The organism is Pseudomonas lini, from assembly GCF_964063345.1.
GTDB lineage: Bacteria > Pseudomonadota > Gammaproteobacteria > Pseudomonadales > Pseudomonadaceae > Aquipseudomonas > Aquipseudomonas lini_B.
Map to the genome: position 1 here is coordinate 1,413,975 of NZ_OZ061318.1, position 12,726 is coordinate 1,426,700.

The 12,726-nt window shown below is 59.3% G+C and carries 14 protein-coding genes; 8 read left to right on the forward strand and 6 right to left on the reverse strand.

Features of this window, described 5'->3' with window-relative positions:
- Window positions 1–321 precede the first annotated feature (321 nt).
- A complete protein-coding gene (locus AB3226_RS06365; protein WP_367372451.1) occupies window positions 322–1,113 on the forward strand; it encodes a crotonase/enoyl-CoA hydratase family protein in 792 nt (263 codons plus the stop codon).
- Window positions 1,114–1,230: 117 nt separating this feature from the next.
- Here AB3226_RS06365 and AB3226_RS06370 read toward each other — a convergent pair whose 3' ends face one another.
- Window positions 1,231–1,986: a spermidine synthase gene (locus tag AB3226_RS06370; protein ID WP_367372452.1), complete on the reverse strand. Its 756-nt coding sequence runs from the start codon at window positions 1,984–1,986 to the stop codon at window positions 1,231–1,233.
- Window positions 1,987–2,148: 162 nt separating this feature from the next.
- On the opposite strand from AB3226_RS06370, the gene AB3226_RS06375 reads away from it, so the two are divergent.
- On the forward strand, window positions 2,149–3,495 hold the full coding sequence (locus AB3226_RS06375; RefSeq protein WP_007899909.1) for a class II 3-deoxy-7-phosphoheptulonate synthase: 1,347 nt from the start codon (window positions 2,149–2,151) through the stop codon (window positions 3,493–3,495).
- 146 nt (window positions 3,496–3,641) lie between these two features.
- On the opposite strand, the gene AB3226_RS06380 is transcribed toward AB3226_RS06375, so the two are convergent.
- Entirely contained in the window at window positions 3,642–4,871 is a 1,230-nt protein-coding gene (locus AB3226_RS06380) for a winged helix-turn-helix domain-containing protein (protein WP_367372453.1), read from the reverse strand.
- 64 nt (window positions 4,872–4,935) lie between these two features.
- Window positions 4,936–5,151, reverse strand: coding sequence for a DUF1127 domain-containing protein (locus tag AB3226_RS06385; RefSeq protein WP_008075682.1), 216 nt, complete (start codon window positions 5,149–5,151; stop codon window positions 4,936–4,938).
- Between the two features lie 96 nt (window positions 5,152–5,247).
- On the opposite strand from AB3226_RS06385, the gene AB3226_RS06390 reads away from it, so the two are divergent.
- Window positions 5,248–6,102: a LysR substrate-binding domain-containing protein gene (locus AB3226_RS06390; protein ID WP_007899911.1), complete on the forward strand. Its 855-nt coding sequence runs from the start codon at window positions 5,248–5,250 to the stop codon at window positions 6,100–6,102.
- Here AB3226_RS06390 and AB3226_RS06395 read toward each other — a convergent pair.
- Window positions 6,092–6,841 (reverse strand): sulfite exporter TauE/SafE family protein, encoded by a 750-nt coding sequence (locus tag AB3226_RS06395; RefSeq protein WP_315866334.1) that lies wholly within the window; start codon window positions 6,839–6,841, stop codon window positions 6,092–6,094. The two genes, AB3226_RS06390 and AB3226_RS06395, sit on opposite strands and share 11 nt — an antisense overlap.
- Window positions 6,842–6,950: 109 nt before the next feature.
- On the opposite strand from AB3226_RS06395, the gene AB3226_RS06400 reads away from it, so the two are divergent.
- The 4 genes from AB3226_RS06400 to AB3226_RS06415 all read left to right on the forward strand — a co-directional run bounded on the left by AB3226_RS06400 (window position 6,951) and on the right by AB3226_RS06415 (window position 10,238).
- Window positions 6,951–7,907 carry a LysR family transcriptional regulator gene (locus tag AB3226_RS06400; protein WP_367372454.1) on the forward strand — a complete coding sequence of 319 codons (957 nt, stop codon included), beginning with the start codon at window positions 6,951–6,953 and terminating at the stop codon, window positions 7,905–7,907.
- A gap of 69 nt (window positions 7,908–7,976) precedes the next feature.
- Window positions 7,977–8,438, forward strand: a complete 462-nt coding sequence (locus AB3226_RS06405) for a MarR family winged helix-turn-helix transcriptional regulator (RefSeq protein WP_367375763.1) — start codon at window positions 7,977–7,979, stop codon at window positions 8,436–8,438.
- Window positions 8,439–8,769: 331 nt separating this feature from the next.
- Window positions 8,770–9,189, forward strand: a complete 420-nt coding sequence (locus AB3226_RS06410; protein ID WP_008009416.1) for an organic hydroperoxide resistance protein — start codon at window positions 8,770–8,772, stop codon at window positions 9,187–9,189.
- A gap of 32 nt (window positions 9,190–9,221) precedes the next feature.
- Window positions 9,222–10,238 (forward strand): alpha/beta hydrolase, encoded by a 1,017-nt coding sequence (locus tag AB3226_RS06415; RefSeq protein WP_367372455.1) that lies wholly within the window; start codon window positions 9,222–9,224, stop codon window positions 10,236–10,238.
- 190 nt (window positions 10,239–10,428) lie between these two features.
- Here AB3226_RS06415 and AB3226_RS06420 read toward each other — a convergent pair whose 3' ends face one another.
- Together AB3226_RS06420 and earP are read right to left on the reverse strand one after the other, a co-directional pair.
- Window positions 10,429–10,998 (reverse strand): elongation factor P, encoded by a 570-nt coding sequence (locus AB3226_RS06420; RefSeq protein ID WP_007899917.1) that lies wholly within the window; start codon window positions 10,996–10,998, stop codon window positions 10,429–10,431.
- Between the two features lie 48 nt (window positions 10,999–11,046).
- On the reverse strand, window positions 11,047–12,189 hold the full coding sequence (earP, locus tag AB3226_RS06425) for an elongation factor P maturation arginine rhamnosyltransferase EarP (protein WP_367372456.1): 1,143 nt from the start codon (window positions 12,187–12,189) through the stop codon (window positions 11,047–11,049).
- A 124-nt stretch (window positions 12,190–12,313) separates the two neighbouring features.
- Here earP and AB3226_RS06430 point away from each other — a divergent pair, with 124 nt between their 5' ends.
- On the forward strand, window positions 12,314–12,721 hold the full coding sequence (locus AB3226_RS06430; protein ID WP_367372457.1) for a hypothetical protein: 408 nt from the start codon (window positions 12,314–12,316) through the stop codon (window positions 12,719–12,721).
- Window positions 12,722–12,726: the final 5 nt, after the last annotated feature.

The following is a 12,726-nucleotide window of genomic DNA, read 5'->3' on the forward strand; positions in this document are numbered from 1 at the left end:
CGAAAACGAATGAATGAAAAAGATTCGTCAAGGAAGAGTCCGCTGTGCGGACGTGCAGCCGAAGCTGGCTTCGGGGAATTGCGCTACCTAAACGCGGCCCGGTTAAAGGCCGGCGCGCACTATACCGGAATTAGCCCGAAAAGGGAGCTTTTTTTATCGGAAAAAACCGGCGCATAGCGTTGTGTCACGGGCTTTGCGGATATTCGTGCGACGGTCTATTTTGCAAAGGCCCGGCCCTGCTGACGATGGCGCTAAAACGGTTCACTCTTGTGACGCAGACCTTCGGTCTGACACCCCCCTTCCCGCCCGAGGAAATCTTCCATGAATCAGCCCAGCCCCAGTCGTGTAACCCGTGAACGACACGGTCATGTCCTGATGATCGGCCTGGATCGGGTGGCCAAACGCAATGCCTTCGACCTCGACCTGCTCAATGAACTCAGTCTGGCCTATGGCGAGTTCGAGGCCGACAGCGAGGCGCGGGTCGCGGTGGTGTTCGGTCATGGTGAGCATTTCACCGCCGGGCTGGATCTGGTCAGCGCCGGCGCGGCCCTGGCCGAAGGCTGGCAGGCACCGCCCGGTGGCTGCGACCCATGGGGCGTGCTCGCAGGCCCCAGGGTCAGCAAACCGGTGATTGTCGCGGCTCAAGGCTACTGCCTGACCGTTGGCATCGAGTTGATGCTGGCTGCCGACATCAACCTGTGCGCCAGCAATACCCGTTTTGCGCAGAAGGAAGTGCAACGCGGGATCTTCCCGTTCGGCGGCGCCACCTTGCGCCTGCATCAGGTGGCCGGCTGGGGCAATGCGATGCGCTGGTTGCTTACTGGCGATGAGTTCGACGCTCATGACGCCTTGCATCTGGGGTTGGTGCAGGAGGTCATGGCCAGCGAGGACTTGTTGCCGCGGGCGGTCGAGTTGGCCGAGCGGATTGCCCGGCAGGCACCGCTGGGGGTTCAGGCAACGCTGATGTCTGCCCGGCAGGCGCGCTATGAGGGTGAAATGGCGGCAGCTCAGGCTTTGCCGGCGCTGGTGAAGACATTGCTCAATAGCGAGGATGCCAAGGAGGGTGTGCGGTCGATGCTCGAGAAGCGGCCGGGCGTTTTCAAAGGGCTTTGAGGCATGTGTTGACTGTGAGGGCCTCATCGCGGGCAAGCCCGCTCCCACAGGTCCGTGAACGACGCAAATCACTGTGGGAGCGGGCTTGCCCGCGATGAGGACCTCACAGACGCCGACTTATGTCGCCGGCCGGATCGCCTTGATCAACGACTGCAACGAATACCCCAATCGCGGCGCCAGGCCTTCAGCGCGCGCAATCAGCCCCTCCATATCCAGCTCCTGATCCAGCTCGGAGGGCACGATCAGAATCACGTTGCCCTCCTTCACCGGCAACTCCCAGTAATGCCGGTGATAGAGGCCGCGCAGCAACGCCGCCCCCAACGGTCGACCATCGTCGGTGGCCCACTGGTTGATCACCAGCCAGCCACCCGGATTCAAACGTTTCTGACAGTTTTCCAGAAAACCCCAGGCCAGATGCCCGACACCCGGCCCGACATCGGTATAGAGGTCGACGAAAATCAGATCGGCCGGCTCAGCCGTTTCGAGTAGCTCCAGGGCATCGCCGACGCGAATGTACAGCCGCGGATCGTCATCGAGCCCGAGGTATTCGATGGCCAGGCGCGGCACATCGGGGCGCAGCTCGATGGCTTCGACGTCTTCCAGCGGCAGGAACTTCAGGCAAGCCTGGGTCAGCGTGCCGGCGCCGAGCCCGAGGAACAGCGCGCTTTCCGGCTGCTCGTGGCACAGCGCGCCAATCAGCATCGCCCGGGTGTAATCGTACTCGAGCCAGCTCGGGTCAGCGGTGAACACGCAGCTCTGTTCGATGGCATCACCGAACTCCAGAAAACGGTAATCGGCCACTTCCAGCACGCGAATCACGCCGAATTCATCCTGTACCTCGGCGAGCAGATGCTCGACGCGCTCCTCAGTCATTTCGTCTCCTGATCGTTACCGGGCCTGCAATGCAGTAAATAGCAGCGCAATAAGACCGCGTGGGTGGCGGCAAAGGCGCGATTGTCCGCGAAGCGACGGGAACAGGTCACGCACTAATTGCTGATAACATAACCGTCCGAGCGTAAAACACTAGAGACTGCAATGAGCCAACCCTGGAGCCCTGACAGCTGGCGCGCCCTGCCGATCCAGCAACAACCCCAATACCCCGACGCGGCGCATTTGCTGCACGTCGAGCAAACCCTGGCGAGCTATCCGCCACTGGTGTTTGCCGGTGAAGCCCGGGAGTTGCGTCGTCAGTTTGCCGAAGTCACCCAGGGCCGGGCGTTTCTGTTGCAGGGCGGCGACTGCGCCGAAAGCTTCGCCGAATTCTCTGCCGCGAAAATTCGAGACACGTTTAAAGTGTTGCTGCAAATGGCGATCGTCATGACCTTTGCCGCCGGTTGCCCGGTGGTCAAAGTCGGACGCATGGCCGGCCAGTTCGCCAAACCCCGTTCGGCCAACGATGAAACCATCAACGGCGTAACGCTGCCGGCCTACCGTGGCGACATCGTCAACGGCATCGGTTTCGACGAAAAAAGCCGCGTGCCGGACCCGGATCGTCTGCTGCAGTCTTACCACCAGTCCACTGCAACCCTGAACCTGCTGCGCGCCTTTGCCCAGGGCGGCTTTGCCGACCTGCATCAGGTGCACAAATGGAACCTGGACTTCATCGCCAACTCGGCGCTGGCCGAGAAGTACAGCCATCTGGCTGATCGCATCGATGAAACCCTGGCCTTCATGCGTGCTTGCGGCATGGACAGCTCGCCGCAACTGCGCGAAACCAGTTTCTTCACCGCCCACGAAGCTCTGCTGCTGAACTACGAAGAAGCCTTCGTGCGTCGCGACAGCCTGACCAACGACTACTACGATTGCTCGGCCCACATGCTGTGGATCGGCGACCGTACCCGTCAACTGGACGGTGCGCATGTCGAATTCCTGCGCGGGGTGCACAACCCGATCGGCGTGAAGGTCGGCCCGAGCATGAACCCTGAAGACCTGATTCGCCTGATCGATGTGCTCAACCCGGACAACGATCCGGGTCGCCTGAACCTGATTGCGCGGATGGGCGCGAACAAGGTCGGCGATCACCTGCCGCAGCTGATCCGCGCGGTGCAGCGTGAAGGCAAGCAGGTGCTGTGGAGCTCCGACCCGATGCACGGCAACACCATCAAGGCCAGCAGCGGCTACAAGACCCGTGACTTCGCGCAGATCCTTGGAGAGGTGAAACAGTTCTTCCAGGTTCACGAAGCAGAAGGCAGTTATGCCGGCGGCATCCACATCGAAATGACCGGACAGAACGTCACCGAATGCATCGGCGGTGCGCGGCCGATTACCGAGGATGGGTTGTCGGACCGTTACCACACCCACTGCGACCCGCGGATGAATGCCGATCAGTCGCTGGAGTTAGCGTTTTTGATTGCTGAAACCCTGAAGCAAGTTCGACGGTGAGTCAGTAAATTTTTTATTACCTGACAGACCGCCATCGCGGGCAAGTCGAATCGTCGCACCGCCGCTCCCACAGGGTTAGCGCCAGACACATAATTTGTGAACGACGCGGTCATTGTGGGAGCGGGCTTGCCCGCGATGGCGTCGGTTCAATCACCCTCAATTTGTGCCAATGCCACCCGCAATCTTGCCGCACTCGCTCGCGGGCAATTCAATTGAATCTGCGCCAGCCCCAACCAATCCGCCATCTGCCGCAAATTGACCGCCAACGCCAACATCCCCGCCTCATCCAGCCCCGGCTCTTCCTCATGCACGGCATGCACCGCCAACCGGCCCAACGCCCTTTCGGCACGCAAGTCGACCCGCGCAGCAATCCGCTCATTGTGCAAAAACGGCAATACGTAATAGCCGTAGATGCGCTTGTGCTGTGGCGTATAAATCTCCAACCGATAACGGAAATCGAACAATCGCTCGGTGCGGCTGCGCTCCCAGATCAGCGAATCGAACGGTGAAAGCAGCGCACTGGCCTCGACCTTGCGCGGTACTTTCGGCTCTGCCAGGCAATAGGCCGGTTGCCGCCAGCCTTCAATTTCACAGAGCAGCAGATCACCCGCCTCGACCAGCTCCGCCAGACGCGGTCGGCTATCTGCAGGGCTCAAGCGAAAATAATCCCGCAGGTCTTTTTCCGTCGCCACCCCCAACGCATTGGCGGCGTGCAGCAGCAGACCGCGCTGAGCCTCGGCTTCGCCAAGCAAGGGCTGCTGAAGAATCGCCGAAGGAATCACCCGCTCCGGCAAATCATAAAGCCGTTCGAACCCGCGCCGACCGGCCACGGTCACTTCACCGGCAGCGAACAGCCATTCCAGCGCATGCTTTTCCGCGCTCCAGTCCCACCACGGCCCAGCCCGCTCCTGCCGGGTCGACAAGCTGCCCGCACCCAGCGCACCGAGCTCCTGAACCGACGCCAAAACTCGGCGAATCGTGTCTTGCCGCTCATGACCGAAGCGCGCCAGTTGCTGATAGATGTCTTCGCCACGAGTCGCGCGCTGCATGCGCCAACGCATCAAGGGGTACATCGACAAGGGCAACAACGACGCTTCGTGGCCCCAGTATTCGAATAACGTGCGTCGACGGCCCTGACTCCAGGCAGCCTGATCGAGCAAGTCGGAGGAGTAATTGCCAAGACGGGAAAATAAGGGAAGGTAGTGCGAACGCACCAACGCATTGACCGAATCGATCTGCAGAATGCCCAGACGCTCGATCAGCCGGTTGAGCTGAACCGCTTTGATCGCCGCTGGCGGCTGGCGCCCGTTGAACCCTTGGGCAGCCAGCGCCAGACGCCGAGCCTGTTTGAGGGAAAAAGACAGTGTGGCGGGCATGAGCATCTCCTTGTCTGCTCGCAACCTACCTCACCCGCAAGTGATTTGTGTAGCGATGGCATCATCATTTATGCATCGGATCATCCCAGAACGGTCTTACCGTTTCATGCTCCACATCTGCACGGCTCACGCCGATATCCTTCAGTGCTTCGTCGCTCAAGCCCGCCAACATTTCACGTTCACGGTGAAGTTCGTACCAGCGACTAAACTTGTGCAGCAGATCGGATACCGCGTGGATTGAGAATTTTTGTTCCGTTACATGCTCGTTATGACCTTTCATCGTATTGCCCTCCTTTAGGGATGGCTCAAGTCTCGCGCCAGCGATAAGATCAATCCAACGAATGTTTCTGATGGCATACATCTCGGAGATTGATGAATGTCCGCCTACCCCAGTATCGACACCGATGTACTGCGCACCTTCGTCGCGATCGCCGATCAGGGCGGTTTTACCCGCGCCGGTGAAATGGTCAACCGCACTCAGTCGGCGGTGAGCATGCAGATGAAGCGCCTGGAAGAAGACGTGTTGCAGCGCCAGCTGTTCGAACGCGACGGGCGCCAGGTCAAGCTGACCGCCGAAGGCCAGGTATTGCTGGGCTATGCACGGCGCATCCTCAAACTCCACAGCGAAGTCTTCAATACCCTGCGCGAGCCGCACATGGTCGGCACAGTGCGCATCGGCACGCCTGATGATTACGTCATGCGTTTTCTGCCGGGCATCCTGTCGCGCTTTGCACAGTTCTACCCGTTGATCCAGATCGAGGTTCATTGCGAATCGACCCGGCAACTGTTGCAGCGCCAGGACCTGGACCTGTCCATCGTCACCCGTGAGCCCGGTAACGAGATTGGCCAACTGCTGCGCAAGGAGCGCTTTGTCTGGGCCGAAGCCCAATGCTTCAGCGCCCATGAACAAACGCCGCTGCCGCTGGCGATGTTCAACAGCGATTGCTTCTGCCGCCTCTGGGCATGCAATGCCCTGGACGCCATGGGCCGCGACTACCGGATTGCCTACAACAGCTCCAGCCTGTCGGCGTTGATGGCCGTGGTCAGCGCGGGCCTGGCAATCACCGCGCAGCTGGAAAGCCTGATCACACCGGACATGCGCATCCTTGGTGCCAACGAAGACCTGCCGCTGTTGCCGGAAGCCAGCATCATGCTGATCCGCAACCTGAACAACCCTTCGCCGATCACCGAATGCCTGGCCGAGCACATCGTGGAAGGTTTTAAACTTTAAACGCGAGCATTACCGCACAGACCACCAGAAAACCGCAGAACAGCCCGCGCAGGAGTCGCTCCGGCAATGCGTGGGCAATTCTCACGCCCCAACTGATGCTCATCAATCCACCGACCGCCAACGGCACACCGATTGCCCAATGCACCTGATGGTGCACCGCATAAGTCGCCAGGGTGACGCCCGTACTCGGTAACGCCAGCGCCAGCGCCAATCCTTGGGCAACCACTTGAGTGGTACCGAACAGGCTGGTCAACACCGGCGTTGCCACCACCGCCCCGCCCACTCCAAATAGTCCGCCCATCGTCCCGGAAGCCGCGCCGAGCACGCCCAGCCACGGCCAGGAATAGCGCATCTGCGAAGAGGCCGGTGCATTGGTGGTGAACATCCGCATCAGGTTGTAGGCCGACAGCGCGATCAGAAAAGCGACGAAGCCCAAGCGCATGGTTTGCGCATCGATACCCACCGCCCAGATCGAACCGATCCAGGCGAAGCAAAATCCCATCGAGGCCAGTGGCAGCGCATGCCGCAATTCGATGCGATTGCGCTGGTGATAGCGCCACAGCGCCAGCATCACGTTCGGCACCACCATCACCAGCGCGGTGCCTTGGGCAATCTGCTGATCAAGACCGAACCACACGCCCAGCAGCGGGATCGCGACCAACCCGCCACCGATGCCGAACAGTCCGCCGAGGGTTCCCAAGGCAGCGCCAAAAACCAGATACATCAAGAACTCAATCACAGGTGATTTTCCTTTTGCCAGGTTGTTCATCCTACGCAGTCGGCTCTGGCGGGGAAACGCACAGCAACGCACAATGGCTGTGCCAACTTCGCACAAGCACCGACGAATCATGAATCCCAATCAGTTGACCGAACAACTTGGCCTGTTTCTCGATGTGCTGGAAAGCGGCAGTTTTTCCGCCGCCTCCCGCCGTCATCCATTGACGCCTTCGGCAGTGGCACGACGCATCGACAGCCTCGAAAGCGCGGTCGGCAGCCAATTGTTTATTCGTAGCACCCATGCCGTGCGTGCGACCCCGGCCGGCCTGGCTTTTGCCGAGCGCGCGCGGCGGATCGTCGCTGAACTGCGCCTGGCCCGGGCGGAAGCGGTGTCTCTTAGCAGTGCGCCAGAAGGCTTGATTCGGGTGGATGCGCCGGCAGCGTTCGGACGCCGACACTTGGCGCCGGTGATTGCCGATTTCCTGACGCTCTACCCCGGCCTTGACGTGCAACTGCACCTGATCGACAGCTTTGTCGACATGCAGGGCTCGAACCTCGGCAAGGTCGATCTGGTGCTGCGTGCCGGGCAGATGGCCGACACCCGGCTGGTGGCGACGCCGCTGGCGAGCATGGTGCGCATCGCCTGCGCCAGCCCCGATTATCTGCAACGCCGTGGCGTGCCGACCGACCCTGTGCAGTTGGTCGACCACGATGGCCTCGACTGGGAAGGCCTGGCTCCGCCGTTCGCCTGGCGCTTCGAACGGGAGGGGCAGATGCACTTGCACAGACCAGCGCGAATCCGCATGAGCGCCAACAATGCCGAGGCGCTGGTGTGCGGCGCACTGGCCGGATTGGGCATCGCGCACTTGCCGACCTGGCTGGCCAGCGAATATTTATTACGCGGCGAACTGCTGCCGCTGTTTTGCGAGAATGGTTTGCCTAAACCGGAAAGCACCGGCATTTATGCGTTGCGCCTGGAGCAGCAACCCAGTTCGCGCAGCCGCTTGTTGCTGGAATACCTGAAGACCCGTTTCAGCCCCATCCCGCCGTGGGATCTGGCGCTGCAAACCAACCTGGACCGCCACTAGTCCAGAATTATCTGGCGCATTAAAGATTCGCCCGCTAGATTCATGACGATCACTGATCAAGGCTTTGAAATGAACACCGAGCGCAACAACCCGGATAACTGCGACGACCTGCTGCTGGACAATCAGGTCTGCTTCGCCCTGCATTCCACCTCGCTGCTGATGACCAAAGTCTACAAGCCACTGCTGCAAGCGCTGGGCCTGACCTATCCGCAGTACCTGGCGATGATGGTGTTGTGGGAAAAGGATGGGCTGACGGTCGGCGAAATCAGCACCCGACTGCTGACCGATCCCGGTTCCCTCACCCCGTTGCTCAAGCGTCTGGAAGCCGAAGGCCTGCTGAGCCGCACCCGCAGCCGTGAAGACGAGCGAGTGGTGATTGTCGAACTGACCGAGCAAGGTCGTGCGCTGCGAGACAAGGCACGGGGCATTCCCCAGTGCATTCTCGGCGCCAGCGGACAAACGCTGGAACAGTTGAGGAAGCTGCAAGCGGATCTTCAAGCGCTGCGTAGCCATCTGCAAGACAGCCTTTAGACCGCGTTATCGTTCTTCGCGGGCAAGCCTCGCTCCTACAGGTTTTGTGTCGTTTACAAATTATGTTATCGACCGAAAACCTGTAGGAGCGAGGCTTGCCCGCGAAGGCGCCCTCCCCGTCGCAAAAAATTTCACCTCGCAAAAATTCCGCAAGAAAGCCTCTATCTCAAGCTTTTCCTTCTCAATCGAACTGTTGGACCTATGACTCGAAACTCATTTTTTCGAAAATTTATCTTGCGCACTAAATATTAGCGAGCTACATTCATCTCGCACTTACTTAGCGCACAAACATTTAGCGCAAAAACATCCAAATCCGAATGAGGCTCACACCATGCAAACTCTCTACACCGCAATCGCAACCTCCACCGGCGGCCGTGACGGTCGTGCGATCTCCAGCGACAACGTCCTCGACGTCAAACTCGCCACGCCCAAAGAACTCGGTGGTGCTGGCGGTGCCGCAACCAATCCTGAACAACTGTTCGCAGCTGGCTACTCCGCCTGCTTCATTGGCGCACTGAAATTCGTCGCCAGCCAGACCAAACGCAAAATCCCGGACGACGCGTCGATTACCGCCCATGTCGGCATCGGCCAGATCCCTGGCGGTTTCGGTCTGGACATCGATCTGCACATCAGCCTGCCGGGTCTTGAGCAAGCCGATGCACAAAGCCTGGTCGAAGCTGCCCACCAGGTTTGCCCGTACTCCAACGCCACCCGTGGCAACGTCGATGTGCGCCTGCACGTTACCGTCTAACCGCTGACTCCAAGGTCGAACAGGAAATGAATATGAACACTTTCAGCAAAGTCTTGACCGGTACCCTTCTCGCCCTGTCCATCAGCAGTGCATTCGCAGGCAATGGGGTTGAACACAACACCCAGGCGTTCCTCGAAGTACTGAATGCCGGCACCGGCAAACCGCTGGAACAGCTCACTCCTGCCGAAGCTCGTGCGGTGTTGGTGGGCGCGCAGGCCGGGGTGAAACTGACGCTGCCCAAAGCCGATGTCAGCGAGAAGACCATCCAGGTCGACGGCCAACCGATCAGCCTGACTATCGTTCGGCCGGCCGGGGTCAAAGGCGAGCTGCCGGTGTTCATGTTCTTTCACGGCGGTGGCTGGGTGCTGGGGGACTTCCCGACCCACGAACGACTGGTTCGCGACTTGGTAACGGGTTCGGGCGCGGCGGCGGTATTCGTCAATTACACCCCGTCGCCGGAAGCGCATTACCCGGTGGCGATCAACCAGGCGTATGCCGCGACGAAGTGGGTGGCCGAGCACGGTAAAGAGATCAACGTCGACGGCAAACGTCTGGCCGTGGCCGGCAACAGCGTCGGTGGCAACATGGCAGCCGTGGTTGCGCTGATGGCCAAAGACAAAGGCACACCGGCGATCAGGTTCCAGGTGTTGTTGTGGCCGGTGACTGACGCCAGCTTCGAGACAGCGTCCTACAACCAGTTCGCCGAGGGGCACTTCCTCACCAAAAACATGATGAAGTGGTTCTGGGACAACTACACCACCGATGCCAAACAGCGGAACGAAATCTACGCCTCACCGCTGCGAGCGACCACCTCGCAACTCAAGGGCTTGCCACCCGCTCTGGTGCAGACGGCCAGCGCCGATGTACTGCGCGATGAGGGTGAAGCCTACGCCCGTAAACTCGATGAGGCTGGCGTACCGGTCACGGCAGTACGCTACAACGGCATGATCCACGACTATGGTTTGCTCAACGTAGTGAGCCAGGTGCCCGCGGTGCGCTCGGCCATGCTGCAGGCATCTGAAGAACTCAAGCAACACCTGAAGAAATAACGCAGTTCAAATGTGGGAGCGAGTCTGCTCGCGATAGCGGTGTGTCATTCAACATTGATATCGACTGACACTCTGTCATCGCGAGCAGGCTCGCTCCCACAAGGGTTCATCGCTGTTCTTGAAGCTGCATTTCAACTGGCACAAAAAAGCCCGACTCAATGGTCGGGCTTTTTCATTCCTGAAGCTGTGCTTATTTAGCACGGCCTTTGTAGGAACCGCCTTCGCGGGTATCGATCTCGATCATGTCGCCGATTTCGATGAAGTCGGCAACCGACAGCTCGGTACCGTTCTTCAGTTTGGCAGGCTTCATCACCTTGCCGGAAGTGTCACCGCGAGCGGAACCTTCGGTGTAGTCAACCTGACGCACGATAGTGGTCGGCAGTTCTACGGAAACCAGACGCTCTTCGAAGAAGATCGCTTCGCAAACATCGGTCATGCCTTCTTCAACGAAAGGCAGAACGGCTTCGATGTCTTCAGCGTTCAGCTCGTACATGGTGTAGTCGGTGGTGTCCATGAACGTGTAGGAGTCGCCGCTGATGAAGGACAGGGTCGCTTCTTTACGGTCGAGGATTACGTCGTCCAGTTTGTCGTCGGCGCTGTAAACGATCTCGGTCTTGTAACCGGTCAGCAGGTTTTTCAGCTTGGTCTTCATGATCGCGCTGTTACGACCCGACTTGGTGAATTCAGCTTTCTGAACCAGCCAAGGATCGTTTTCGAGACGGATCACCATCCCGGGTTTCAGTTCTTTACCAGTTTTCATTGCGAATATCCGAATTTGGATGGGATTTACAAAAATCTAGGCCGCGTATCATATCCAATTTAGGTAAAACTGTACCAGCGCTGCGGCAAGATCTGCCTGCAAGGCTTGTTCCAGACACCATGTCTCGGCATGTTTTTCCAGTTCAGGCCAATGTTTGCGGGTTGATTTCCAGTGGTCCGTCATTGTCTCACCTGCATTCCATGCCCGCCATAGACCGCTGATCGCCTCGCGGGCAGGCTCGGACAGGCCTTGGGTGTACAGGGTCAGGAAAGCATCGAGCTTGTCCAGATGGATATCTTCGTCCTGCCGATAGATATGCCAGAGCAGCGGACGACCAGCCCATTGGGCGCGGACAAAGGAGTCTTCGCCGCGCACGGCGTTGAAATCGCAGCTCCACAGCAGCAGGTCATATTGATCCTGTCGGACGAATGGCAGAACTTGCACGGTCAAGGCATCGCGCACATGCACCGCCCCGGCCTTCAACCCATCCACCCCGAGCCAGCGTGTGACGTCGCCGAGAATACGGCCTTCGGGTACCAGCAGATGCGTCGGCGTCGAATCGGCCGCCAGCGTGTCGAGCCAACTGGCCAGCCCGGTATTTTCGTAGGCAAACAGCGAGATCAACTGTGCATTCGGCGCGCGATCAATTCCCAGGCCTTGCAGGAATTCTCGCTGAGCTTGCGGACTTTGCTGAAACTGCCGACGCCGCTCCAGCAATCCGCTTTCACGCAGTAAGCCGCCGGTGCCCTTGCGGAACCCCGGGAAGAAAAAGAACTTCTGCACGTTCTTGTACTTCACCGACGGCAAGCCGTGGCAGCCAACGACCCAGTCTTCAGCACTCAGATAATCGAGGTTCATCCACAGCGGCGGTTTTTCCCGTTCGGCCATGGCCTCCATATAAGCACTCGGCAACTGGCAGGCGAATGCGGCGATGACGACATCAGCGGCTTCGGTGGGCTGCCAGTCGGCCGACCACTGCCGCACCTCGACGCCCTGTTGCCACTGCTGCGCAGCGTTGATATCGATTTGCGGACACAAACGCTCGAAGGCCCGCAGGTCGTCGACCCACAAGCGCACCGTCACGGCATGTTCGGCCACCAGCTGTCGGGCCAGGCGCCAGGTCACACCGATGTCGCCGAAGTTGTCGACCACGGTGCAAAAAATATCCCAGCGGGTTTTCATTTCAGGCATTCCAGGCTCCCGTTGGCAAAGGCGCCGATTGTCCGCATAAATTACCCCGTGCAGAAGAGCCGACGGCGATTAATCTTCATGCGACAATCGCCACTTGCCCGCGACTACCCGCCAGGAGGCAGTAATGCCCTACCGTCCCAACCCGCGCCGTCCCTTGCCGATTCAGTTTAATGCGCTGCAACTGACCGGCAGCATTGCCCTCGGTTTGTGGCTGGGATTCATCGCGATCGCACTGACTTGCTGGCTCGCCTGGCGTCTGTTGTTCAACGAGCAATTGGCGCCCTTGGCCCAGGTGGTGGAACAACTGGCCAAGCCACCGGTGATTGAGCAGCCTGCCCAACCTGCCCCGCAGAACCCGATGTTCGAACAGTACGAGGACCACCTGCGCAGGAATGAACAGCAGCAAATGGTGGAACAGGCCAGAAGCAGCAAACACAATCTGTCCAATCCAAAATGCCAGTTCTGGCTGCAGCAGAATCAAACTGCGCCGAGCGAAAAAAGCCGCGCCAACGTCCTGCAATTCTGCGATTGATCATG